The organism is Achromobacter sp. Marseille-Q4954 (assembly GCF_943737025.1).
In the GTDB taxonomy this organism is placed as follows: Bacteria; Pseudomonadota; Gammaproteobacteria; order Burkholderiales; family Burkholderiaceae_B; genus Achromobacter; species Achromobacter bronchisepticus_A.
The window spans coordinates 799,619-821,849 of sequence record NZ_CALSFQ010000001.1 but is presented as its reverse complement, the minus strand read 5'-3'; the positions used below and the strand labels follow the sequence as shown (position 1 = coordinate 821,849).

Annotated in this window: 23 protein-coding genes; 19 read left to right on the top strand and 4 right to left on the bottom strand. The window is 65.3% G+C overall.

What is annotated here, in order from left to right; all coding sequences use genetic code 11:
• Positions 1 to 2 precede the first annotated feature (2 nt).
• A complete protein-coding gene (locus NGK62_RS03760; RefSeq protein WP_251877468.1) occupies positions 3 to 1,214 on the bottom strand; it encodes a MexX/AxyX family multidrug efflux RND transporter periplasmic adaptor subunit in 1,212 nt (403 codons plus the stop codon).
• Positions 1,215 to 1,437: 223 nt separating this feature from the next.
• Between NGK62_RS03760 and axyZ the strand changes: the two genes are divergently transcribed.
• The 7 genes from axyZ (at position 1,438) to NGK62_RS03725 (ending at position 9,226) form a co-directional block, all read left to right on the top strand.
• Complete coding sequence (axyZ, locus tag NGK62_RS03755) at positions 1,438 to 2,076, top strand: multidrug efflux transcriptional repressor AxyZ (protein WP_059374984.1); 639 nt, start codon at positions 1,438 to 1,440, stop codon at positions 2,074 to 2,076.
• Positions 2,077 to 2,150: 74 nt separating this feature from the next.
• Positions 2,151 to 3,047: a LysR family transcriptional regulator gene (locus NGK62_RS03750; protein ID WP_059374982.1), complete on the top strand. Its 897-nt coding sequence runs from the start codon at positions 2,151 to 2,153 to the stop codon at positions 3,045 to 3,047.
• A gap of 51 nt (positions 3,048 to 3,098) precedes the next feature.
• Entirely contained in the window at positions 3,099 to 4,601 is a 1,503-nt protein-coding gene (locus NGK62_RS03745; protein WP_059374980.1) for an ABC transporter substrate-binding protein, read from the top strand.
• A gap of 184 nt (positions 4,602 to 4,785) precedes the next feature.
• Positions 4,786 to 6,585 (top strand): gamma-glutamyltransferase family protein, encoded by a 1,800-nt coding sequence (locus NGK62_RS03740; protein WP_118931882.1) that lies wholly within the window; start codon positions 4,786 to 4,788, stop codon positions 6,583 to 6,585.
• A gap of 79 nt (positions 6,586 to 6,664) precedes the next feature.
• Positions 6,665 to 7,639, top strand: coding sequence for a diacylglycerol/lipid kinase family protein (locus tag NGK62_RS03735; protein WP_059374979.1), 975 nt, complete (start codon positions 6,665 to 6,667; stop codon positions 7,637 to 7,639).
• Positions 7,636 to 8,421: a metallophosphoesterase family protein gene (locus NGK62_RS03730; RefSeq protein ID WP_251877466.1), complete on the top strand. Its 786-nt coding sequence runs from the start codon at positions 7,636 to 7,638 to the stop codon at positions 8,419 to 8,421. The genes NGK62_RS03735 and NGK62_RS03730 overlap by 4 nt, the downstream gene beginning before the upstream one ends.
• 37 nt (positions 8,422 to 8,458) lie before the next feature.
• Complete coding sequence (locus NGK62_RS03725; protein ID WP_251877464.1) at positions 8,459 to 9,226, top strand: phosphatase PAP2 family protein; 768 nt, start codon at positions 8,459 to 8,461, stop codon at positions 9,224 to 9,226.
• Here the strand turns inward: NGK62_RS03725 and NGK62_RS03720 are convergent.
• Genes NGK62_RS03720 through NGK62_RS03710 form a run of 3 tightly spaced genes read right to left on the bottom strand, consistent with a single transcriptional unit; the run spans position 9,197 to position 10,685 of the window.
• Complete coding sequence (locus tag NGK62_RS03720; protein WP_251877462.1) at positions 9,197 to 9,634, bottom strand: NAD(P)-binding domain-containing protein; 438 nt, start codon at positions 9,632 to 9,634, stop codon at positions 9,197 to 9,199. The two genes, NGK62_RS03725 and NGK62_RS03720, sit on opposite strands and share 30 nt — an antisense overlap.
• The gene (locus NGK62_RS03715) at positions 9,631 to 10,074 is read right to left on the bottom strand and encodes a PaaI family thioesterase (protein ID WP_059374970.1); all 444 of its coding nucleotides are present in this window, start codon (positions 10,072 to 10,074) and stop codon (positions 9,631 to 9,633) included. The genes NGK62_RS03720 and NGK62_RS03715 overlap by 4 nt, the downstream gene beginning before the upstream one ends.
• Positions 10,071 to 10,685, bottom strand: a complete 615-nt coding sequence (locus NGK62_RS03710; protein WP_059374967.1) for a TetR/AcrR family transcriptional regulator — start codon at positions 10,683 to 10,685, stop codon at positions 10,071 to 10,073. The genes NGK62_RS03715 and NGK62_RS03710 overlap by 4 nt, the downstream gene beginning before the upstream one ends.
• A 479-nt stretch (positions 10,686 to 11,164) precedes the next feature.
• Between NGK62_RS03710 and NGK62_RS03705 the strand changes: the two genes are divergently transcribed.
• The 12 genes from NGK62_RS03705 (at position 11,165) to nuoK (ending at position 22,220) form a co-directional block, all read left to right on the top strand.
• Positions 11,165 to 12,286, top strand: a complete 1,122-nt coding sequence (locus NGK62_RS03705; protein WP_251877460.1) for a porin — start codon at positions 11,165 to 11,167, stop codon at positions 12,284 to 12,286.
• Between the two features lie 291 nt (positions 12,287 to 12,577).
• Positions 12,578 to 12,937 carry an NADH-quinone oxidoreductase subunit A gene (locus NGK62_RS03700; RefSeq protein ID WP_006217959.1) on the top strand — a complete coding sequence of 120 codons (360 nt, stop codon included), beginning with the start codon at positions 12,578 to 12,580 and terminating at the stop codon, positions 12,935 to 12,937.
• 39 nt (positions 12,938 to 12,976) lie between these two features.
• On the top strand, positions 12,977 to 13,453 hold the full coding sequence (locus NGK62_RS03695; protein WP_006217960.1) for a NuoB/complex I 20 kDa subunit family protein: 477 nt from the start codon (positions 12,977 to 12,979) through the stop codon (positions 13,451 to 13,453).
• A 75-nt stretch (positions 13,454 to 13,528) separates the two neighbouring features.
• The gene (locus NGK62_RS03690; protein WP_059374964.1) at positions 13,529 to 14,155 is read left to right on the top strand and encodes an NADH-quinone oxidoreductase subunit C; all 627 of its coding nucleotides are present in this window, start codon (positions 13,529 to 13,531) and stop codon (positions 14,153 to 14,155) included.
• A gap of 3 nt (positions 14,156 to 14,158) precedes the next feature.
• Complete coding sequence (locus tag NGK62_RS03685; RefSeq protein ID WP_059374957.1) at positions 14,159 to 15,415, top strand: NADH-quinone oxidoreductase subunit D; 1,257 nt, start codon at positions 14,159 to 14,161, stop codon at positions 15,413 to 15,415.
• A gap of 47 nt (positions 15,416 to 15,462) precedes the next feature.
• Positions 15,463 to 15,957 (top strand): NADH-quinone oxidoreductase subunit NuoE, encoded by a 495-nt coding sequence (gene nuoE / locus NGK62_RS03680; protein WP_059374951.1) that lies wholly within the window; start codon positions 15,463 to 15,465, stop codon positions 15,955 to 15,957.
• Positions 15,954 to 17,321: an NADH-quinone oxidoreductase subunit NuoF gene (gene nuoF / locus NGK62_RS03675; RefSeq protein ID WP_059374946.1), complete on the top strand. Its 1,368-nt coding sequence runs from the start codon at positions 15,954 to 15,956 to the stop codon at positions 17,319 to 17,321. The genes nuoE and nuoF overlap by 4 nt, the downstream gene beginning before the upstream one ends.
• A gap of 15 nt (positions 17,322 to 17,336) precedes the next feature.
• The gene (nuoG, locus tag NGK62_RS03670) at positions 17,337 to 19,664 is read left to right on the top strand and encodes an NADH-quinone oxidoreductase subunit NuoG (protein WP_251877457.1); all 2,328 of its coding nucleotides are present in this window, start codon (positions 17,337 to 17,339) and stop codon (positions 19,662 to 19,664) included.
• Positions 19,664 to 20,737 (top strand): NADH-quinone oxidoreductase subunit NuoH, encoded by a 1,074-nt coding sequence (nuoH, locus tag NGK62_RS03665; protein WP_059374944.1) that lies wholly within the window; start codon positions 19,664 to 19,666, stop codon positions 20,735 to 20,737. Before nuoG ends, nuoH begins: the two co-directional genes overlap by 1 nt.
• Positions 20,738 to 20,758: 21 nt before the next feature.
• A complete protein-coding gene (gene nuoI / locus NGK62_RS03660; protein ID WP_008161196.1) occupies positions 20,759 to 21,247 on the top strand; it encodes an NADH-quinone oxidoreductase subunit NuoI in 489 nt (162 codons plus the stop codon).
• Positions 21,248 to 21,264: 17 nt separating this feature from the next.
• Complete coding sequence (locus NGK62_RS03655; RefSeq protein ID WP_054450491.1) at positions 21,265 to 21,915, top strand: NADH-quinone oxidoreductase subunit J; 651 nt, start codon at positions 21,265 to 21,267, stop codon at positions 21,913 to 21,915.
• A complete protein-coding gene (gene nuoK, locus NGK62_RS03650) occupies positions 21,912 to 22,220 on the top strand; it encodes an NADH-quinone oxidoreductase subunit NuoK (protein ID WP_006217969.1) in 309 nt (102 codons plus the stop codon). Before NGK62_RS03655 ends, nuoK begins: the two co-directional genes overlap by 4 nt.
• Positions 22,221 to 22,231 lie beyond the last annotated feature (11 nt).

The following is a 22,231-nucleotide window of genomic DNA, read 5'->3' as shown; positions in this document are numbered from 1 at the left end:
GTTTATCCTTTTTGACCCGCGGCGGGCGTCCTTGCCTGGACGCCGGCCTCCGGGTTGCCGGGGGCGGGAGCCTGCGCGCTGGGCGCGGCGCGTTCCACCGGTTTGATTTTCTGTCCCGCCGCGAGATGCGCGGCGTTCTCGACGACGATGCGCTCGCCGCCCGCCAATCCCTGCGTGACGATCCAGTTCGGACCCTGCAGGCGCTGCGCGGTGACGACGATCTTCTGCAGTTCTCCGTCCGCATCCGCGGCCAGCACGTGCGCGCCTTCGGCGTTGCGCAGCAGGGCGTTGCGCGGCACCAGGTAGGTGTCGCGGTTGATCGCCTGCTCCAGCCGCACCCGCACATACATGCCCGGCAGCAGGTCGCGGCCCGGGTTATCGAACAGCGCCCGCATGGTGACGTTGTCCGTGCCCGGATCCACCGCCAGGTCGGCGAACGACAGCGTGCCGCCGCGCCCGTACTCGGAGCCGTCGGGCAGCAGCAGCCGCACCCGCACCTGGTCCGGCGCCACGCCTTCCAGGGCGCCCGCGCGGATCTGCTTTTGCAGCTGCATCACCTCGGCCGCCGGTTGGGCGAAGTTCACGTAGATGGGATCGATCTGCTGCACCACCGTCAGCGGCGTGGCCTGGCCTTCGCCCACCAGCGCGCCTTCGGTCACCAGCGCGCGCCGCGCCCGGCCGTCGATGGGCGAGGTGACGCGCGCGTAATCCAGCTTCAGCTTGGCGCTTTGCAGGTTGGCGCGGGCCAGGGCGACCTCGGCCCGCGCCTGGCGCTCCTGCGCCACGCTTTCGGCATGGTCGCGTTCGCTGATGGCGCGGTCCGACACCAGGTCGGCGTAGCGGCGCAGCTTGTCGGCGGCGGCGGACAGGTTGGCCTGCGCGCGCGCCAGGTTCGCGGCTTCGGAATCGTAGGCGGCCTGCAAGGGTGCGGGATCGATCTGGAACAGGGCGGCGCCGCGCGTCACGTCCTGGCCTTCCTCGTACAGACGCGCCGTGACGATGCCGGCCACCCGCGCGCGCACTTCGGCCTCGCGGTAGGGCTCCAGCCGGCCCGGCAATTCGGTGGCGACGCTGGTGGGCGTGGCCCGGGCAACGATGACGCCGACTTCGGCGGGAGCCTCGGTGGCTTGTTGGGCTTCCGGTTTCGAGCAACCGGTAATAAGAATTAGTACGGAAGAAAGGGCGAGCGTGCGTAGAGAGACTCTTTGCTTCATTTTTAAAATTTCTGATGGGCCCTGGGAGGGCTGAGGTGGGGAAAGGCGCCGACTTTCCCGCGTGGGGAAGCGAGTCTATCATTTAATCCGTCACGCTTGATTAATTATTTTGTTCGGAAGTATGCTCCCCGCTTCACACTTATTCACAGTGACGAAAAGGGCGGCTTCTTGTTTTGAAGTCGCCATTTTTTTGCAGCCGATTTTTTAAGAAGGAGGTCCCCGCATGGCCCGCAAGACGAAGGAAGAGTCCCAACGCACCCGCGACCGCATCCTGGATGCCGCGGAACACGTGTTCCTGTCCAAAGGGGTGGCCGCCACCACCATGAGCGACATAGCCGACCACGCAGGGGTGTCCCGGGGCGCCGTCTACGGCCATTACAAGAACAAGATCGACGTCTGCATCGCCATGTGCGACCGCGCGCTGGGCGAGGCTGCGCCGCTGACTCATGTCTCGACCGACGGCGAGGCGCTGGAATCGCTCTACACCTCCATGCGGCAGTACATCCAGATCTACGCGCAGGAAGGCTCGGTGCAGCGCGTGCTGGAGATCCTGTACCTGAAATGCGAACGCAGCGACGAAAACGCGCCCCTGCTGCGCCGCCGCGACCTGTGGGAGCGCCACGCCCTGCGCACCTCGGAGAAACTGTTGCGCGCCGCGGTCAAGCGCGAAGACCTGCCGCGCGCGCTGGACGTGCGCCTGTCCAATCTTTATCTGCACGCCCTGGTCGACGGGGTGTTCGACAGCATCTGCTGGTCCGATCGCCTCAAGGGCGACATGTGGCCGCGCGTCGAGCGCATGCTCCGCGCCGCCATCGATACCCTCCGGTTTTCCGCGCATCTGCTGACGCCGAAAGCCGTCTGATGCCGCGGGGGCGCTTTGCAACGCAGCGTCCCAAAGGAGGGCATTTCCATGCCGGGCGCCTCTACAATCCCGGCATGACCCTCAAGCAACTCGAAGCCTTCTACTGGGCCGCCACCTGCGCAAGTTTCGCCGTGGCGGCCGAGCGCCTGCACCTGTCGGTATCGTCGCTGTCCAAGCGCATTACCGAGCTCGAGGAAGGTCTGGGCCTGCCTTTGTTCGATCGCAGCGGCCACAAGGCGGTGCTGACCGACGCCGGCCAGCGCCTGCTGCCGCAGGCGCGCGACCTGCTGGCCTCGGCCGAACAGATCCGGGCGTCGTTGGCGCAAAGCGCCGGGCTCAGCGGGCGCTGCCGCTTCGGCGTGGGTGAACTGACCGCGCTGACCTGGCTGCCGCGGCTGATCCGGGGCGTGCGCGCCGCCTACCCGGACCTGGTGCTGGAACCCTACGTGGACATCGGCCAGGTGCTGGAGCAGCGCGTGGCCGACGGTGAACTGGACTTCGCCGTGATCGCGGGCCGTTCCTCGCGGCCCAACATCGCTTCCTCCGCTATAGGCCAGGCCGAATTCTCCTGGGTCGCCGCGCCGGCGCTGCTGGACGGCGCCACGCGCATGACGCCGGAACTGCTGGCGCGCCTGCCGCTGGTCACGCTGCCGGCCGGGGCCGGCACCACGCGCATCATCGACGACTGGCTGGCGGGCCGCGAGGCGGGCGGCGAACGGCTCTGCTGCAACAACTGGGGGGCGGTGGTCGGCCTCCTGATAGAAGGCACCGGCGTCGGCCTGCTACCCAGCCATTGGGCCCGCGCCTTGCAGGCCGAGGGCAGCCTGCGCGTGCTGGAAGGCGATACGCCCCTGGCGGCCATGCCTTATGCGTTCCAGTACCGCCGCGACGATGCCCGGCCGCTGGTCGCCAAGCTGCGCGCCGAGGTCCAGGCCGCCGTGGACTTCGCGGCGCCTTGCCGCATTCCCTGAAAGCGCGTCCGCGCGGGGAACCAGGCCGACCTGAACCGACGGAGATCTTTCATGCGTAAACTTTGCCTCGCCATGGCCATGGCGGGAATGCTGGCCAGCGGATTGGCGCAAGCCCAATCCACCCTGCGTATCGGCCTGCAGGACGACCCTGACGTGCTGGACCCGGTGCGCGCGCGCACCTTCGTGGGCCGCATCGTCTTCGCTTCCCTCTGCGACAAGCTGGTAGAGATCACGCCGGACCTGAAGATCGTGCCGCAGCTGGCGCAATCCTGGACCATCAGCCCGGACAACAAGGTCCTGACCTTCAAGCTGCGCACCGACGCCGTCTTCCACGACGGCACGCCGGTGAACGCCGCGGCCGTCAAGGCCAACCTGGACCGCGCCCGCACCTTGCCCGACAGCAACCGCAAGAGCGAACTGGCCACGGTCGCCAGCGTCGAGGCCCCGGACGCCAGCACCGTGGTGCTGACCCTGTCCGAACCCGACGCCTCGCTGCTGTCGCAGTTGTCCGATCGCGCCGGGATGATGATGTCGCCCGCCAGCTTCGACAAGGACCCTGGCGGCAAGCCGGTGTGCTCGGGGCCGTACCAGTTCAAGGAGCGCGTGCAGAACGACCGCATCGTGCTCGAGAAATTCCCCAAGTACTGGGACGCCGCCAACTATCACTTCGATCGTCTGGTCTACACCCCGATTCCGGACAACACCGTGCGCCTGAACAACCTGCGCGCCGGCGACCTGGACATCATCGAGCGCGTCGCGCCCAGCGATGCCAAGGCCGTGAAGGACGACAAGAACCTGACCCTGGCGCCGGTGACCGGCCTGGGCTTCCAGGCCATTTCGGTGAACCTGGCCAACGGCGCGCGCGCCAACAACCCCCTGGCCAAGGACAAGCGCGTGCGCCAGGCGCTGGACCTCGCCATCGACCGCGACGTGCTCAACCAGGTGATCGGCGAAGGCATGTTCCAGCCCGCTTACCAGCCGTTCCCGCCGGCCAGCTTCGCCTACAACACGGCCTTCGAGCACAAGGGCCGCGATCCCAAGAAGGCGCAGGCGCTGTTGAAGGAAGCGGGCTTTGACCGCGTCAAGTTCGAGATCACCTTCGGCAACAACACCACCATGCAGCAGGTGTTCGAGCTGGTGCAGGCCATGGGCGCCGAAGCGGGCTTCGACATCACGCTGCGTCCGGTGGAATTCGCTTCCCTGCAATCCTCGCTCGCGCGCGGCGACTTCGAAGTGGGGCAGAGCGGCTGGTCGGGCCGGGTCGATCCCAGCGGCAACATCCACCAGTACCTGAGCTGCAAGGGCAATCTGAACGACGGCAAGTTCTGCGATCCCGCCGTGGACAAGCTGCTCAACGATGCCCGCGCCGAATCGGACACCGCCAAGCGCCGCGCCATGTATGACCAGGTGCTGACGGCGATGCAGGACCAGCGCCCGATCGTCTACCTGTTCTACCTGCCGTGGACCTTCGGCGTGCAGAAGAAGGTGGAAGGCTTTGTTCCGTACCCGGATGGCTTGATTCGCCTGAAGGGTGTCACTGTCGCTAAAAAGTAGGCTCCTCCCTACCCGCTGGCACAGGCCCCAGAGGGGCGGCGCTGGCGGACCGGCGGAGCCGGATCCGCGGCGCCCCGGCTGGCGGCGTCCGCGGGCCTCTCCAGCGTGCCTGTTCTTTTGATCGCCAGGCGCCCGCCGTACAGGAAGTGTTCCGCATTTCAGCGGCAGCCCTATAGGAATCATCATGTTTACGACTCGCCCGGAAATTCTCGGCACCTTTGGTGTCGTGACGTCCACCCATTGGCTGGCCAGCGCGGCCGGCATGTCGCTGCTGGAGCGCGGCGGCAACGCCTTCGACGCTTGCGTGGCCTCGGCCTTCGTGCTGCAGGTGGTCGAACCCCACCTGGTCGGCCCGGCCGGCGAAGTGCCCGCGGTGTTCTATTCCGCGCGCACCGGTCGCGTCGAAGTGCTGTGCGGCCAGGGCACCACGCCCGCTGCTGCCACGCTCGAACGCTACCGCGCCGAAGGCCTCAAGCTGATCCCCGGCAACGGCCTGCTGGCCACCGTCATTCCCGGCGCCTTCGACGCCTGGATGCTGCTCTTGCGCGACCACGGCAGCATGCGCGTGCGCGACGTGCTGGAGCCCGCCATCTATTACGCGGAGCACGGCCACGCGCTGATGCCGCGCATCTCCAACACCATCGCCGGCCTGAAGGACTTCTTCCAGACCCATTGGCCGACGACTGCCGCCGTCTACGTGCCGGGCGGCAAGGTGCCCGAGGCCCGCAAGCTGTTCCGCAATCCGGCCCTGGCGCGCACCTGGACCCGCGTGCTGCAGCAGGCCGAAAGCGCCGGCGCCGACCGCGAGCGCCAGATCGAGGCGGCGCGCGTTGCGTTCTACCGCGGCTTCGTGGCCGAGGAAATCGACCGGTTCGCCCGCAACACCGACGTCATGGACGAGAGCGGTTCCACGCACCGTGGCGTCATTACCGCCGAGGACCTGGCGGGCTGGTCGGCCAGCTACGACAAGCCGGTCACCTACGACTATCACGGCTACACCGTGGCGAAAGCCGGCTCCTGGAGCCAAGGCCCGGTCTTCCTGCAGACCCTGGCGCTGCTCAAGGAAATGGACCTGGCCGGCGTGAGCCCGACCAGCGCCGAGTTCGTGCACCGCGTGACCGAGGCCATGAAGCTGGCCTTTGCCGACCGCGAGGCCTATTACGGCGATCCGGCCTTCGTCAACGTGCCGCTGGAGCATTTGCTGTCCGATGCCTACAACGCCGAACGCCGCGCGCTCATCGGCGAGTCGGCCTCGCAGGATCTGCTGCCTGGCCAGGTGCCGGGTTTCGAGGCCCAAGTGAAGCGCGTCATGGACACGCTGGAGCGTCTCTCCAAGGTGTCCGCGCCCGGCAGCGCCACCAATGAACCCACGCTAGCCGACATGCGCGCCTCCGCCAAACGCGGCGACACCACGCACGTGGACGTCATCGACCGCTGGGGCAATATGATCTCGGCCACGCCTTCGGGCGGATGGTTCCAGTCTTCGCCGGTGATTCCGGAACTCGGCTTCGGCCTGAATACCCGCGCGCAGATGTTCTGGCTGGAAGAAGGGCTGCCCGGCACGCTGGCGCCCGGCAAGCGTCCGCGCACCACCCTGACGCCCTCGCTGGCGCTGCGCGATGGCAAGCCCTACCTGGCCTTCGGCACGCCGGGCGGCGACCAGCAGGAACAATGGCAGCTGCTGTTCTTCCTGCGCCACGTGCACCACGGCCTGAACCTGCAGGAAGCGATCGATCTGCCCATGTCGCACACCATGCATTTCCCCACGTCCTTCTATCCGCGCGACCGCAAGCCGGGGCATCTGGCGGTGGAGGCGAGCTTCGGCGCCGAGGTCATCGCGGCGCTGCGCCAGCGCGGGCACCAGATCGAGGAAGTGCCCGAGTGGTCGGTGGGCAGGTTGACCGCTGCCTCGCGCGATGCCGACGGCCTGCTGCACGCGGCGGCCACGCCGCGCCTGATGCAGGCTTACGCCATCGGCCGCTGAATGGCCGCGGCGGGCGCGCCTGGCGCGCCCGCCGCGGGCCTTGTTGCGGCGTTTTGCCGGCATGGGGTATGTTTGACGCATGACGTCAACCCAGCAGAAACCGGCAACAGAGGCCCATTCCCTGACGGGACAAGAACCCCTCTTCATCGTCCTCAATACCGGATCGGGACGCGGCGACGCGCAGATCCTCCAAGACACGATCCGCCGCATACTCGACGAGGCCGGGCGCCGCTATGAACTGATGCCCGTGCAGGACCCGTCGCGCCTGACCGCCACGGCCGAGGCCGCGGTCACGCGCGCGCAGGAACAGCAGGGCGTGGTCATCGCGGCGGGCGGCGACGGCACGCTCAATGCGGTCGCGGGCGTCGTGCTTGGCAAAGGCGTGCCGTTCGGCATCCTGCCCCAGGGCACGTTCAATTACTTCGGGCGCAGCTACGGCATCTCGCAAGATACCGAGGTGGCCCTGCGCGGCTTCCTGCAAGGCCAGCCCAGGCCTGTGCAGGTCGGCATGCTTAATGGCAGGCTGTTCCTGGTCAATGCCAGCCTGGGCCTGTATCCGCAATTGCTCGAGGACCGCGAAGCCTATAAACAGAAGTACGGCCGCAGCCGGCTGGTGGCGCTGTGGTCCGGCCTGGTCACGCTGCTGCGCGCGCCGCGCCAGTTGAGCCTGCTGCTGGACCATGGCGGCCAGGCCCGCAACCTGCGCTCGCCCACGCTGGTGGTGGGCAACAACAAGCTCCAGCTGGAGCACATCGGCATCGAATCCGCGGAGCTGGACCAGAACCGCCTGATCGCCATGGCGGCGCGGCCGGTCGGCACCCTGGCGCTCTATGGCTTGCTGCTGCGCGGCTTGTTCAGCCGCCTGGGCGAAGCCGAGCATGTGGTGAGTTTCGCCTTCGACCGCCTGACGGTGGCCGTGCGCGGGCGTCGCCGGGTCAAGGTGGCGATGGATGGCGAAATCTCCTGGATGGATACGCCGCTGGAGTTCAAAGTGGCCGACGAACGGCTGCCGCTGGTGGTTCCGGCGGACTCGCAATATTTGGACCGTTCATGACCCGTATCCTGCATTTTTCCGATACCCACTTCGGCACGGAACGCAAACCCGTGGTCGAAGCCGCGCTGGACCTGGCCTGCAATCTCGCGCCCCACCTGGTGGTGCTCAGCGGCGACATCACACAGCGCGCGCGGCGCGGCCAGTTCGCCGCCGCCCGCAAATTCATTGAACGCCTGTCGCTGCCGGTGTTGACGGTGCCGGGCAATCACGATATTCCGCTGTTCAACGTGTTCGCGCGCGCGCTCAATCCTTACGGCAACTACAAGCGGGCTTTGGGCCCGGTGCTGGAGCCCGTGTTTGAAAACGCCGGCCTGCTCGCCATCGGCGTCAACACGACACGCCCGCGCCGCCGCAAGGATGGCGAGATATCCGGCGCGCAGATCGCGCGGGTCGCCGAGAGGCTGCGTCAGGCCAGGCCAGGGCAGTTGCGCATCGTGGTGGCGCACCATCCCGTGCGCGCCAAGGTCGAGTCGGACCTGTCCAACCTGTTGAACGGCCGCGAGAGGGCCCTCGAAGCCTGGGCGCAGGCCGGCGTGGACCTGATCCTGGGGGGGCATATCCATCTGCCCTATGTGCTGCCCGTGAACCCGGCGGCTCCTTCCGGTGGCTGGGTCGTCCAGGCCGGAACCACCTGCTCGCGCCGCGTGCGCGGCAACGTGCCCAATTCTGTCAATGTCATTACCCGCGAGGGGCAGGGCGATTGCCGGATCGAGCGTTGGGACTACGCCGCCGGGGTGCATGCGTTTGCACCGGTGGACAAGACCCTGGTCGCGTTGTATTGAGACAGAGCGGGAATTTCTTGGTGACGGGTTCTTATTTATGACGGATGCCTATGCGGCATGGGCCGCGGCCCATGCCTTGCAGCTGTTTGTCGCGCTGCCCTTGCTGGCCGCGGCGGCTGCGCTGACCTTGGCGTGGTGCTGGCCGCGCCTGTCCGGCGGCGGCCGCGTTGCGCTATTCGCGCTGGGGACGTCCGCGGCGCTTGTCGTGTTCCTGGTCCTGGCCTACGCCATCGAGCGCGAGGGCGCGGTGGTCGCGTTCGACCGGGCGCTGGCTGGCGCGCTGGGCATGTCCATGTCGACGCCCCTGCTGTGGCTGCTGTCTTGGTTCACGTATCTGGGCGACAGGAATTTCCTGACCGGGGTGGCAGTGCTGATGACCCTGCTCCTGCTGTCTCGCCGGCAATGGGGGCTGGCCGTCGTATGCGCCGTTGCGACCGGCGTCGGCGGGGCGCTCAACTGGCTGCTCAAGCACGCCTTCGAGCGCGTCCGGCCGGACCATGACCATGGCTACGCCAGCGTGGCGGGGTGGAGCTTCCCCAGCGGCCATTCCTCGGCCGCGATGGCGGTGTACGGCATGGCCTGCTACCTGCTTTGGCGTCTGGCGCCTCCGGCATGGCGCTTGCCGGGCACCGCGTTGCTGGCGGCGCTCATCATGGCGATCGGACTCAGCCGCATCCTGCTGCAGGTCCATTTCGTCAGCGACGTGCTGGCGGGCTTCGCGATCAGCCTGGCTTGGCTGGCGCTGTGCGTGGCGGTGGCGCAGCGCTTGCGGCCGTCATGCTCCGAGCGCCAGCGCGTTCAGTAAGCGCGCCTCGGCAACCGGGGCGTCGGCCGCCGCGGCCAGGGGCGCGCAGGTATAGCGGCCGCCCGCCGCGACGATGGCCTGGTCCAGGCTGCGCGCGCGTTCGCCGCAGGGCGGCTCCAGGTCCACGATCAGCTTGCCTGCCACCGGCGCGGTCACGTTGCCGTCGCTGAAGCGCTCCAGCGTGCGGTCGATCTCGCGTTCGCGCGGCAGGGCCAGCACGATGGTGTCGGATTCTTCCAGCGCTTCCCGCGCGGAGGTGGCCAGCGTGGCGCTGCCGCGGAAGTCCTCGCAACGCCCCGGCTCGATGTCGTAGAGAGTCAGCGCGATGTCCGGCTCGGCCGCCAGGAGGCGTTGCGCGGCCCGGGTGCCGGTCTTGCCCATGCCGACGATGCTCACGCGCATGCTCATGGCTTGGGCACGGACCACGTGCTCACGATATGGGCGAGGGGCTCGTCCGAACCTTCGCCGGTCAGGATGACTTCCCCGGCGGACAGCCGGCCGACTTTCAGCAGCCGGGCGTCGGCATAGATGGCGCCCGCGGGGCTCTTGCGCAGGAAATTGATCGTCAGGCTCGCGGTCACCGCGTGCGCCTGTCCGGTGGCGCCCACCACCGCCGCGTACATGGTCAGGTCGGCCAGGCCCATCAGCATGGGGCCGGCGACGATGCCGCCCAGCCGCTGGTGGGCGTCGCGCGCCGGAAGCACCGCACGCGCCGTGCCGCGGCCGATGCGTATCACGTCTATGCCCAACAGCAGGGAAAACGGATGCTGGTCGGCCAGCAATATATGGAAGTCGGCCAGGCTGATCAGCGGGGCGTCGGCCGGGGTGTCCAGGTCGGTTGCGGTCATCGTTGCTCCAGGGCGAGGCAGTAGTTGTCCAGCAGCGTTTCCGCTTGCTGGCCCAAGGATTTCAGGCGCCGGGTGTGCAGCAGCAGCAGCAGGCCCATCAAGTAGGTGAAGAGATTCATCTGTTCGACCGCGACGGTCGCGGCCTCCCAGGACTTGGTCCGGGCCAGCGCCACGCCCAGCAGGTCTACGCACTGCCGCAGGCGGGCGTTGAGCCGTTCGTCCATTTCCCGGCCCAGACCGCGCGGCCCCAGCCCCTGGAACAGGTACATGCCCAGCGAGAAGTCGGTCCGCCGTTCGGCGTAGTAGCCAAAGAACGCATGGATCGCGGTGCGCGCCGCCGTCGGGGCCGGGCCGTCGGAGGCAGCCTCGGCCAGATGGGCATGCAGGCGTTCCAGCGATTCTTCCAGCAGCGCGCCATAAATGCTCTCCTTGCCGGCGAACCAGGGGTAGATGGCGCCAGTGGTGCAGCCGGCCTCCTTGGCGATCGCGCGGATCGTGGTCTGCTCCAGGCCGTCGCGCTCGAACACGCGCTGCGCGGCGTCCAGAACCAGTTGGCGGCGCAGCGCGTTCAGCCGTTCGGAACGGTCGGCGCGGGAAGGGGGCGTAGGCATATGGCTGAATGGAGGAGTCGACGACTCGATAATATCGGCGATTTTTATAAATAACAACGTTATTGATAGTGGACGGATCAGCGCATTCCTGCTGCGGGGGCCTTATGGCGAAGGTGCGATTCCGATGGCTGGTTGGAGGCCGCGGCGACGCGGAAACAGGGCTCGGAAGGGGGCTGTATTTGATGGCGGGGATGGTATCCGGGGCATCCAGATAATTAGGGGCAGGGCTGAAAGTCGCATGAATAGGTGCTTGGCCTAAAAACTAAGGGTAAGCCCTAGCGTGTCCGGCCAGGCTTCGCTGAGATGTTGCAATATCCCAACAAGCCTGTCGTAAACCTGCACTTTTCTGGCGCCGACCATAGCCAGCCCCCCTGATTTTTGATGCAATAGCGTCAACTTCCCTTCGCGGAGTTAGGGGGGCGGCAGGCTGGTTTGCTGGATTGCTGCTCTTGTCACTCAAATCAACGGAGATTTCTTAAATGAAAAAGACTCTGCTCGCTGCCGCCCTGCTCGCCGGTTTTGCCGGTGTCGCCCAGGCAGAAACGTCTGTCACCCTGTACGGTATCATCGACACGGGTATCGGCTACAACAAGATCAGCGGTGGTCCCGATGCCGTCAACGGCAGCCGTTTCGGCATGATCAACGGCGTCCAGAACGGTTCGCGCTGGGGTCTGCGTGGTTCGGAAGACCTGGGTGACGGCCTGCGCGCTGTTTTCCAGCTGGAATCGGGCTTTGATTCGGGTAACGGCAAGTCGGCTCAAAACGGCCGTCTGTTCGGTCGTCAAGCCACCATCGGTCTGGCCAGCGACAGCTGGGGTCAACTGGACTTCGGTCGCCAAACCAACATCGCGTCGAAGTACTTCGGCTCGATCGACCCGTTCGGCGCTGGCTTCGGTCAGGCTAACATCGGTGCCGCCTTCAGCGCTGCCAACACGCAACGCTACGACAACATGGTCATGTATCAGACCCCGTCGTTCAGCGGCTTCCAGTTCGGCTTGGGCTATTCGTTCAATGCTGACGACCAAAACACCGCCCAAACCGGTTTCCGCACCGCCGACAACACCCGCGCGATCACGACCGGTCTGCGTTACGTGAACGGCCCGCTGAACATCGCCTTCTCGTACGATCAGCTGAACGCTTCGAACAAGCTGTCGACCACCCAGACCGACGCCACCCCGCGTATGTACGCCCTGGGCGGTTCGTATGACTTCGAAGTCGTGAAGCTGGCTCTGGCCTACGCTCGCACGACCGACGGTTGGTTCGCTGGCCAAGGCCTGAACTCCACCGCCGGCAACATCGGCTTCAACAGCAACATCTTTGCTGATGGCTTCAAGGCCAACTCGTACATGGTCGGCCTGTCCGCCCCGATCGGCGGCGCAAGCAAGCTGTTCGGTTCGTGGCAAATGGTTGACCCCAGCAACGGTCGCCTGAGCGGTGTTGATAGCGCCGACCAGACGATGCAAATCTTCTCGCTGGGCTACACCTACGACCTGTCCAAGCGCACCAACCTGTACGCTTACGGTTCGTACGCCAAGAACTACGCCTTCGTGGAAGACATCAAGTCGACCGCCGTCGGCGTCGGTATCCGTCACCGCTTCTAATCCAAAGCAGGGCGCAAGTCCTGCCTGGATTTAAAGTGCGCGAACGGGCTTCGGCCCGTTCGTATGAAACCACCCTTCGGGGTGGTTTTTTTCGTTTTCGCGCCTGTGTTTTTGCGTGTGTTTGTGCGTGCATCGGCAGGCTGCTGTATGCTTGCGCACCGGTGCTGAAAGCAGCCATTGTTCCATTTGAGGAATGCTGTCTTTCGCCTGCTGTTCGAGCTACAGAGTTCAGCCAGAAGTAACCGCGCGAATGCTACAATCCTAAGGTTTGCGCATTTGACGGACGCCTGAATGAACCTGCAACAGTATTTTCCCGTCCTGCTGTTTATCGTAGTGGCCACCCTTATCGGGTTCGCGCTTCTAACGGCCGGCTCCCTCCTTGGCCCGCGGCGTCCCTACGCCGAGAAGCTCTCGCCGTACGAATGCGGTTTCGAGGCCTTCGAAGACGCTCGCATGAAGTTTGACGTGCGCTACTACCTAGTGGCGATCCTGTTCATTCTTTTCGACCTGGAAATCGCCTTTCTGTTCCCGTGGGCCATCGCCCAGGGCACGGTCGGCCTCGTCGGTTTCTGGACGGTCATGGTTTTCCTGGCCGTGCTGACGGTCGGCTTCATCTACGAATGGAAAAAGGGCGCGCTGGACTGGGAATAACCCGCCGGGTTTTTCCACAGCACGCTATCAGAGACGAATATGGCTATAGACGGCATTCTCAAGCAAGGGTTCATCACAACCAGCGCGGACAAGTTCCTTAATTGGGCAAAGACCGGCTCCATGTGGCCCATGACCTTCGGTCTGGCCTGTTGCGCGGTTGAGATGATGCACGCGGGCGCGGCCCGCTACGACCTGGACCAATTCGGCATCATCTTCCGTCCCAGCCCGCGCCAGTCCGATCTGATGATCGTGGCCGGCACGCTGTGCAACAAGATGGCGCCGGCGCTGCGCAAGGTCTACGACCAGATGCCCGAGCCGCGTTGGGTGGTTTCCATGGGCTCCTGTGCCAACGGCGGCGGTTACTACCACTACTCGTATTCGGTGGTCCGTGGCTGCGATCGCATCGTACCGGTAGACGTCTACGTGCCGGGCTGCCCGCCCACGGCCGAGGCGCTGGTCTACGGCTTGCTGCAAATGCAGAACAAGATCCGTCTGACCAACACGATTGCGCGCTGAGCATCGCCGCGCCAGGCAGCAGTCCTTGCAGCCGGCCCCGCGAAACCAGCGTATCGGTTCACCTAAGCGTACAAGATGATGACCAGGCTCGAAACCCTGAAAAACAATTTGCAGACCACCCTCGGCGCGGATATCGCGCTGACCGAGGCGTTGGGCGAGCTGACGCTCGAAGTGCCCGCGCAGCAGTGGTTCTCCGTCTGCAACAAGCTGCGCACCGAAGTCGGCCTGCGCTTTGAAACCTGTATCGACCTCTGCGGCGTCGACTACCTGACCTGGGGCAACGGCACGCGCCAACTGCCCGAGGAAACCAACGCCAAGGTCCACCGCTCGCGTTTCGCCGTGGTCGCCCATCTGCTCTCGATCGAGAACAACTGGCGCCTGCGCGTGCGCACCTGGGCCGAAGACGACGAATTCCCGATGGTCGCGTCGTTGATGGAATGCTGGCCGGCCGTGGGCTGGTTCGAACGCGAAGCCTTCGACCTGTACGGCATCGTCTTCGAAGGCCACCCGGACCTGCGCCGCATCCTCACCGACTATGGCTTCATCGGCCATCCCTTCCGCAAGGACTTCCCGCTGTCCGGCACCGTCGAAATGCGCTACGACCCGGAACAACGGCGCGTCATTTACCAGCCGGTCACGATCGATCCGCGCGAAGTCACGCCGCGCGTGGTCCGCGAAGACTCCTACGGCTTGGGGCGTTAAATCATGGCAGAAATCAAGAACTACACGCTCAACTTCGGCCCTCAGCACCCGGCCGCGCACGGTGTGCTGCGCCTGGTGCTCGAACTCGACGGCGAAGTGATCCAGCGCGCCGACCCGCACATCGGCCTGCTGCACCGCGCCACTGAAAAGCTGGCCGAACACAAGACCTACATCCAGGCGCTGCCCTACATGGACCGCCTGGACTACGTGTCCATGATGTGCAACGAGCACGCCTACGTCATGGCCATCGAAAAGCTGCTGGGCGTGGAAGCCCCGCTGCGCGCGCAGTACATCCGCGTGATGTTCGACGAGATCACCCGTCTGCTGAACCACCTGATGTCGCTGGGTTCGCACGCGCTGGACGTGGGCGCCATGGCGGTGTTCCTATATGCCTTCCGTGAGCGCGAAGACCTGATGGACTGCTATGAAGCGGTCTCGGGCGCGCGCATGCACGCGGCCTACTATCGTCCTGGCGGCGTCTACCGCGACCTGCCGGACTCGATGCCGCAATACGGCGACACCAGCAAGTACCGCGGCGACAAGGAAGTGCGCGTCATGAACGACGCGCGTTCGGGTTCGCTGCTGGATTTCATCGAAGACTTCACCAACCGCTTCCCGGCTTGCGTCGACGAGTACGAAACGCTGCTGACCGACAACCGCATCTGGAAGCAGCGTCTGGTGGGCATCGGCGTGGTCGATCCCGAACGCGCCAAGGCGCTGGGCTTCACCGGCCCGATGCTGCGCGGTTCGGGCGTGGCCTGGGACCTGCGCAAGATGCAGCCCTACGAAGTCTACGACCTGCTCGATTTCGACATCCCCGTGGGTGTCAACGGCGACTGCTATGACCGCTACCTGGTCCGTATCGCCGAAATGCGTGAGAGCAACCGCATCATCCGCCAGTGCGTGGAATGGCTGCGCAACAACCCGGGCCCGGTCATGATCGAGAACCACAAGATCGCCCCGCCCAAGCGCACCGCCATGAAAACCAACATGGAAGAGCTGATCCATCACTTCAAGCTCTTCACTGAAGGTTTCCACGTGCCTCCCGGTGAAGCGTACGCCTCGGTGGAACACCCCAAGGGCGAATTCGGCATCTACGCGGTGTCCGACGGCGCCAACAAGCCTTACCGCCTGAAGATTCGGGCCCCCGGCTTTGTCCACCTGCAATCGCTGGATGAAATGTCGCGCGGTCACATGATTGCCGACGCCGTCACCATCATTGGCACGCAGGACATCGTTTTTGGCGAGATCGATCGCTGATCCGCCCAGACAGTCACGAGCACGCCCGCATAACCCGGATTCAAACTATGCTGCTTTCCGAACAGGCCTACCAGAAAATCGACCGAGAACTCGCGAAGTTCCCGGGCGACCAGCGGCAGTCCGCCATCATGGCCTCGCTTGCCATCGCGCAAGAAGAGAAGGGCTGGTTGGCTACCGAAATCATTGAAGATGTGGCCAACTACATTGGCGTTCCGCCCATCGCGGTCCAGGAAGTCGCCACCTTCTACAACATGTTCGACGTCAAGCCCGTCGGCAAGAACAAGATCGCCGTCTGCACGAACCTGCCCTGTGCCTTGCGCGACGGCGAACGCGCCGGCGACTACCTGAAGCGCAAGCTGGGCGTCGACTACCGCGGCACCACTCCCGACGGCCAGTTCACGCTGGTGGAAGGCGAGTGCATGGGCGCTTGCGGCGATTCGCCCGTGCTCATCGTGAACAACAAGCATATGTGCGTGCGCATGACCGAAGAGAAGCTGGACGCGCTGGTCGCGGCCCTCAAGGCGCAAGGAGAGTCGGCATGAACGCGCCCGACCTGTACAAGCAGTTCGCGCAGGGGCTGGACCCCAACCCGCTGAACGATGTTTCCAATTCGATGTGCCTGCATGGCCGACACATCCAGCCGCAGATCCTGGCTGACGTCGACGGCGCCAACTGGCGCCTGGCCGACTACGTCAAACGCGGCGGCTACGAAGCCCTGAAGAAGATCCTGACCACCGGCATGAAGCCGGAAGACGTGATCGCCGAGGTCAAGGCCTCCGGCCTGCGCGGCCGCGGCGGCGCGGGCTTCCCGACCGGCCTGAAGTGGAGCTTCATGCCGCGCGCCTTCCCGGGCCAGAAGTACCTGGTCTGCAACTCCGACGAAGGCGAGCCCGGCACGTTCAAGGACCGCGACATCCTGCGCTTCAATCCGCACATCGTGATTGAAGGCATGGCGATCGCGGCCTACGCCATGGGCATCAGCGTCGGCTACAACTACATCCACGGCGAAATCTTCGAAGTCTACGAGCGCTTCGAAGAAGCGCTGGAAGAGGCGCGCGCCGCCGGCTTCCTGGGCGACAAGATCCTGGGTTCGGATTTCAGCTTCCAGCTGCACGCGTTCCATGGCTATGGCGCCTACATCTGCGGCGAAGAAACCGCGCTGCTGGAGTCGCTGGAAGGCAAGAAGGGCCAACCGCGCTTCAAGCCGCCGTTCCCGGCCAGCTTCGGCCTGTACGGCAAGCCCACCACCATCAACAACACCGAAACGTTCGCGGCGGTGCCCTGGATCATCCGCAACGGCGGCCAGGCCTACCTCGAAGTCGGCAAGCCGAACAACGGCGGCACCAAGCTGTTCTCGATCACCGGCGACGTCGAACGTCCCGGCAACTACGAGATCCCGCTGGGCACCCCGTTCTCGAAGCTGCTGGAACTGGCGGGCGGCATGCGCGGCGGCAAGAAGCTGAAGGCCGTGATCCCCGGCGGTTCGAGCGCTCCTGTGCTGCCGGCCGACATCATCATGGAATGCACGATGGACTATGACTCCATCGCCAAGGCCGGCTCGATGCTGGGCTCGGGCGCTGTGATCGTCATGGACGAAACCCGCTGCATGGTGAAGTCGCTCTTGCGCCTGTCGTACTTCTATTTCGAGGAAAGCTGCGGCCAGTGCACGCCGTGCCGCGAAGGCACCGGCTGGCTCTACCGCATGGTGCATCGCATCGAAAACGGTCACGGCCGTCCGGAAGATCTGGACTTGCTGGACAACGTGGCGGGCAACATCATGGGCCGCACCATCTGCGCCCTGGGTGACGCCGCCGCCATGCCCGTCCGTGGCTTCCTCAAGCATTTTCGCGACGAATTCGCGCACCACATCGAGCACAAGTCTTGTGTGGTCCCGCAATATCTGTAGGTCTCAGGAACAGCAATGGTTGAACTAACCGTCGACGGCAACAAGGTCGAAGTGCCCGAAGGCAGCATGGTCATGCATGCCGCTCAGAAAGTCGGGCTTTACGTGCCGCATTTCTGCTACCACAAGAAACTGTCCATCGCGGCCAACTGCCGCATGTGCCTGGTTGAAGTGGAAAAAGCGCCCAAGGCGCTGCCCGCCTGCGCCACGCCCGTGACCAACGGCATGGTCGTCCACACCTGCTCCGAGAAGGCTATCGCCGCTCAGAAGTCGGTGATGGAATTCTTGCTCATCAATCACCCGCTCGACTGCCCGATCTGCGATCAGGGCGGCGAATGCCAGCTGCAGGACCTGGCTGTGGGCTACGGCGGCTCTTCCTCGCGTTACCAGGAAGAAAAGCGCGTGGTGTTCCACAAGGACCTGGGTCCGCTGGTTTCCGCCGAGGAAATGAGCCGCTGCATCCACTGCACCCGCTGCGTGCGCTTCGGCCAGGAAATCGCCGGCGTCATGGAACTGGGCATGCTGGGCCGCGGCGAACACTCCGAGATCACGACCTTCGTCGGCCGTTCGATCGAATCGGAACTCTCGGGCAACATGATCGACATCTGTCCGGTGGGCGCGCTGACCTCCAAGCCCTTCCGCTACAGCGCGCGCACCTGGGAACTGGCTCGCCGCCGTTCGGTCAGCCCGCACGACAGCCTGGGCGCCAACCTGGTGGTCCAGGTCAAGGGCGACCGCGTCATGCGCGTGGTGCCGTTCGAAGACGAAGCCGTCAACGAATGCTGGATCAGCGACCGCGACCGCTTCTCGTACGAAGGCCTGAACAGCGAAGACCGCCTGTCGGCTCCGATGATCAAGGGCACCGACGGCAAGTGGCAGGAAGCCTCCTGGAGCGACGCGCTTGCCGCCGTGGCCCAGGGCCTGTCCCGCGTGCGCGACAGCTTCGGCGCCGGCCAGATCGGCGCCCTGGCGTCCGAATACGCCACCACCGAGGAATACGCGCTGCTGGGCCGCCTGGTCCGTTCGCTGGGTTCCGAGAACATCGACTTCCGCCTGCGCCAGACCGATGCCGCCTTCGACGCCGCCCTGACCGGCGCGCCGTGGCTGGGCATGCCCATCGCCGAGCTCGACAACCTGGACCGCGTCCTGGTGGTCGGTTCGTTCCTGCGCAAGGATCATCCGCTCATGGCGCAGCGCCTGCGCCAAGCCGCCAAGCGCGGCACGCAGATCCTGATGGTCGACAGCGCTGCCGACGATCCCCTGATGCCCGTGGCCGCCCGCATTACCGTGGCCCCGTCCGAGCTGGCGCGCGCGCTGGCCGAAGTGGCCGTCGCGCTGGCCCAAGCCAAGGAACAGGCCGTGCCGGCCGAGTTCGCCTCGGTCGCGCCCAGCGAAAACGCCAAGCTCATCGCCGCCAGCCTGGCTTCCGGCGCCAATACCGCCGTGCTGATGGGCAACCTGGCCGTGGCCAGCGCCCAGGCCTCGACCCTGGCCGCCAACGGCCGCGCCGTGGCTGAACTGGCCGGCGGCAAGTTCGGTTTCCTGACCTCCGGCGGCAACACCGTCGGCGGTTACCTGGCAGGCGCCATTCCTGGCAAGGGCGGCAAGAACGCCGCCGCCATGCTGGCCGAGCCGCTGAAGGCCTACGTGGTCCTGCACGCCGAGCCGCTGCTGGATGCCGACAATGGCCAGCAAGCGATCACCGCGCTGCGCGGCGCGCAGTTCGCCGTGGCCCTGACGCCTTATCGTTCGGCTGCCGCCGAATGGGCCGACGTCATGCTGCCGGTGTCGCCGTTCACCGAAACCTCGGGTACGTTCGTCAACGCCCAAGGCCTGGCTCAGAGCTTCAAGGGCACGGTCACGCCGTTCGGCCAGACCCGTCCGGGCTGGAAGGTCCTGCGCGTGCTGGGCAACGTCCTGCACCTGGCCGGCTTTGACGACGAGACCTCCGAGTCCGTGCGCGACGCCGTGCTGGCGGGCGGCATCGAAGGCCGCCTGTCCAACGAGATCAAGGCCCCGCTGGGCCTGGGCCAGGCCGCCAGCGGCCTGGAACGCGTCGCCGACGTGCCGATCTACCGCACCGACGCCATGGTCCGCCGCTCGGAGCCGCTGCAAGCGGCCCCGGCCTCCAAGAAGCCGGCTGCCGCCATGAACGGCCGCACGCTCACCAGCCTGGGCCTGACGGCTGGCGTCAAGGTGCGCGTGTCGAACGGGCAGGGCGCCGTCGAACTCGAAACCGTGCAGGACGATGCCGTGGCGGACCGCGCCGTGCGCATCTCGGCAGCCTTTGAAAACACCGCAGCCCTGGGTGGCGCATTCGGTCAAATCAGCGTGGAGCGTGCCTGATGGAATGGCTTAATGTTCTTGAGAGCCAGGGTACGGCATTGCTGGGCCCGACGGTCTGGATGGTCCTCTGGACCCTCATCAAGATTGTGGTCATCGCCGTGCCCATCATCCTGTGCGTGGCGTACCTGACCTACTGGGAACGCAAGATGATCGGCGCCATGCACGTGCGCATGGGCCCGAACCGCGTTGGCTTCAAGGGGCTGCTGCAGCCGTTCGCCGACGTGTTCAAGCTGCTGACCAAGGAAGTGGTGGTTCCGTCGCAGGCCAACAAGGTGCTGTTCATCGTGGCCCCGGTGGTTACGCTGATGCCGGCCCTGGCCGCCTGGGCGGTGGTGCCGTTCGGTCCCGATGTGGTCCTGGCCAACGTCAACGCCGGCCTGCTGTACATCATGGCCATCACGTCCGTGGGCGTGTACGGCGTGATCGTGGCGGGTTGGGCGTCCAACTCCAAGTACGCCTTCCTGGGCGCGCTGCGCGCTTCCGCGCAGATGCTGTCCTACGAACTGGCCATCGGCTTCGTGCTGGTGACGGTGCTGCTGGTGTCCGGCAGCCTGAACATGTCCGAGATCGTGCATGTGCAGAACCGCGGCTGGTTTGCCGACAAGGGCCTGACGTTCCTGTCCTGGAACTGGCTGCCGCTCTTGCCGCTGTTCGTGATCTACGTGATTTCGGCCGTGGCTGAAACCAACCGCCACCCGTTCGACGTGGTCGAAGGCGAATCGGAAATCGTGGCCGGCCACATGGTCGAATACTCGGGCATGGCGTTCGCGCTGTTCTTCCTGGGCGAATACGCCAACATGATCCTGCTGTCCTGCATGGCCTCGATCATGTTCCTGGGCGGCTGGGCTTCCCCGATCGACATCGCGCCGCTGACCTGGATTCCGGGTTGGATCTGGCTGGGTCTCAAGACGTTCGTCGTGGTCTCGTTGTTCGTGTGGTTCCGCGCGTCGTTCCCGCGCTACCGCTATGACCAGATCATGCGCTTGGGTTGGAAAATCTTCATCCCGCTGACCGGCGTTTGGCTGGTCGTGGTGGCGATCTGGATGCAGACGCCCTGGAACATTTGGCGCTAAGCCGCCAGGCAGAGGCAGGATATGGAAGCGATCAAGGATTTCTTCGGCAGTCTGATGCTGACCGAATTGCTCAAGGGCATGCGCCTGACGGGCAAGTATTTCTTCAAGCGCAAGGTCACCTTGCGCTACCCCCAGGAAAAGACGCCTGCGTCGCCGCGTTTCCGCGGCCTGCACGCGCTGCGCCGCTACCCCAACGGGGAAGAGCGCTGCATCGCGTGCAAGCTGTGTGAAGCCGTGTGCCCCGCGCTGGCGATCACCATCGAGTCGGACCAGCGCGATGACGGCACCCGCCGCACCACGCGTTACGACATCGACCTGACCAAGTGCATTTTCTGCGGCTTCTGTGAGGAAAGCTGCCCCGTGGACTCCATCGTGGAAACGCACATCCACGAATACCACGGTGAAAAGCGCGGCGACCTGTATTTCACCAAAGACATGCTGCTCGCCGTGGGCGACCGCTACGAAGCCGACATCGCCCGCCGCCGGGCCGAAGACGCTCCCTATCGTTGAAGCCCAGGACCTGATCCATGACTTTTACCACTGTCCTGTTTTACATACTGGCCGCCGTGCTGGTGATCGCGGCGTTCCGCGTGATCACCGCGCGCAGCCCGGTCACCGCCGTCCTGCACCTGATCCTGGCCTTCGTCAACGCGGCCATGCTGTGGATGCTGCTTGGCGCCGAGTTCCTCGCGCTGCTGCTGGTGCTGGTATACGTGGGCGCCGTGATGGTGCTTTTCCTCTTCGTCGTGATGATGCTGGACATCCGCATGGATGCCCTGCGCCAGGGTATGAAGACCTACCTGCCGCTCGGCCTGGTCATCGGCCTGGTGATGGTGGTCGAAATGGCCTTCGTGCTGGGTTCGACCTGGTACGGCGCGGGCCCGCAAGCCCCGGTCGCCGGCGACTACAACAACGCCCGCGCGCTGGGCGAGGCCATGTACACCCAGTACATCTACGCCATTGAAGTGGGCGCCGCGCTGCTGCTGGTCGGCATGGTCGCCGCCATCGCGCTGACCCTGCGCCGCCGCCGCGACGTGAAGTACAACGACCCGGTGGCCGCCGTCCGCGTGCGCTCGAAGGACCGTTACCGCATGGTGAGCATGCCCGCCCAGAGCGAGCGCGCCCAGGCGCAGAACGGCACCCCGACCGCCGCCGCGCCCCAAGGAGAACAAAAATGACGCTGACGCTGGCCCACTACCTGATCCTCGGGGCGATCCTGTTCGCCATCGGGATCTTCGGCATCTTCCTGAACCGCCGCAACCTGATCATTCTCCTGATGTCCATCGAGCTGGTGCTCCTGGCCGTCAACATGAACTTCGTGGCGTTCTCCAGCTGGTTCGGCGACACCGCCGGCCAGGTGTTCGTGTTCTTCATCCTGACCGTGGCCGCCGCCGAAGCGGCGATCGGCCTGGCCATCCTGGTGCTGCTGTTCCGCAACCTGAACACGATCAACGTTGACGAACTCGATCGCCTGAAGGGCTGACGGGGTATTGG

Bases quoted from the DNA above. Each gene is read 5' to 3' on its own strand.
- NGK62_RS03760 (WP_251877468.1), bottom strand. From the start codon at position 1,214: ATGAAGCAAAGAGTCTCTCTACGCACGCTCGCCCTTTCTTCCGTACTA.
- axyZ (WP_059374984.1), top strand. From the start codon at position 1,438: ATGGCCCGCAAGACGAAGGAAGAGTCCCAACGCACCCGCGACCGCATC.
- NGK62_RS03750 (WP_059374982.1), top strand. From the start codon at position 2,151: ATGACCCTCAAGCAACTCGAAGCCTTCTACTGGGCCGCCACCTGCGCA.
- NGK62_RS03745 (WP_059374980.1), top strand. From the start codon at position 3,099: ATGCGTAAACTTTGCCTCGCCATGGCCATGGCGGGAATGCTGGCCAGC.
- NGK62_RS03740 (WP_118931882.1), top strand. From the start codon at position 4,786: ATGTTTACGACTCGCCCGGAAATTCTCGGCACCTTTGGTGTCGTGACG.
- NGK62_RS03735 (WP_059374979.1), top strand. From the start codon at position 6,665: ATGACGTCAACCCAGCAGAAACCGGCAACAGAGGCCCATTCCCTGACG.
- NGK62_RS03730 (WP_251877466.1), top strand. From the start codon at position 7,636: ATGACCCGTATCCTGCATTTTTCCGATACCCACTTCGGCACGGAACGC.
- NGK62_RS03725 (WP_251877464.1), top strand. From the start codon at position 8,459: ATGACGGATGCCTATGCGGCATGGGCCGCGGCCCATGCCTTGCAGCTG.
- NGK62_RS03720 (WP_251877462.1), bottom strand. From the start codon at position 9,634: ATGAGCATGCGCGTGAGCATCGTCGGCATGGGCAAGACCGGCACCCGG.
- NGK62_RS03715 (WP_059374970.1), bottom strand. From the start codon at position 10,074: ATGACCGCAACCGACCTGGACACCCCGGCCGACGCCCCGCTGATCAGC.
- NGK62_RS03710 (WP_059374967.1), bottom strand. From the start codon at position 10,685: ATGCCTACGCCCCCTTCCCGCGCCGACCGTTCCGAACGGCTGAACGCG.
- NGK62_RS03705 (WP_251877460.1), top strand. From the start codon at position 11,165: ATGAAAAAGACTCTGCTCGCTGCCGCCCTGCTCGCCGGTTTTGCCGGT.
- NGK62_RS03700 (WP_006217959.1), top strand. From the start codon at position 12,578: ATGAACCTGCAACAGTATTTTCCCGTCCTGCTGTTTATCGTAGTGGCC.
- NGK62_RS03695 (WP_006217960.1), top strand. From the start codon at position 12,977: ATGGCTATAGACGGCATTCTCAAGCAAGGGTTCATCACAACCAGCGCG.
- NGK62_RS03690 (WP_059374964.1), top strand. From the start codon at position 13,529: ATGATGACCAGGCTCGAAACCCTGAAAAACAATTTGCAGACCACCCTC.
- NGK62_RS03685 (WP_059374957.1), top strand. From the start codon at position 14,159: ATGGCAGAAATCAAGAACTACACGCTCAACTTCGGCCCTCAGCACCCG.
- nuoE (WP_059374951.1), top strand. From the start codon at position 15,463: ATGCTGCTTTCCGAACAGGCCTACCAGAAAATCGACCGAGAACTCGCG.
- nuoF (WP_059374946.1), top strand. From the start codon at position 15,954: ATGAACGCGCCCGACCTGTACAAGCAGTTCGCGCAGGGGCTGGACCCC.
- nuoG (WP_251877457.1), top strand. From the start codon at position 17,337: ATGGTTGAACTAACCGTCGACGGCAACAAGGTCGAAGTGCCCGAAGGC.
- nuoH (WP_059374944.1), top strand. From the start codon at position 19,664: ATGGAATGGCTTAATGTTCTTGAGAGCCAGGGTACGGCATTGCTGGGC.
- nuoI (WP_008161196.1), top strand. From the start codon at position 20,759: ATGGAAGCGATCAAGGATTTCTTCGGCAGTCTGATGCTGACCGAATTG.
- NGK62_RS03655 (WP_054450491.1), top strand. From the start codon at position 21,265: ATGACTTTTACCACTGTCCTGTTTTACATACTGGCCGCCGTGCTGGTG.
- nuoK (WP_006217969.1), top strand. From the start codon at position 21,912: ATGACGCTGACGCTGGCCCACTACCTGATCCTCGGGGCGATCCTGTTC.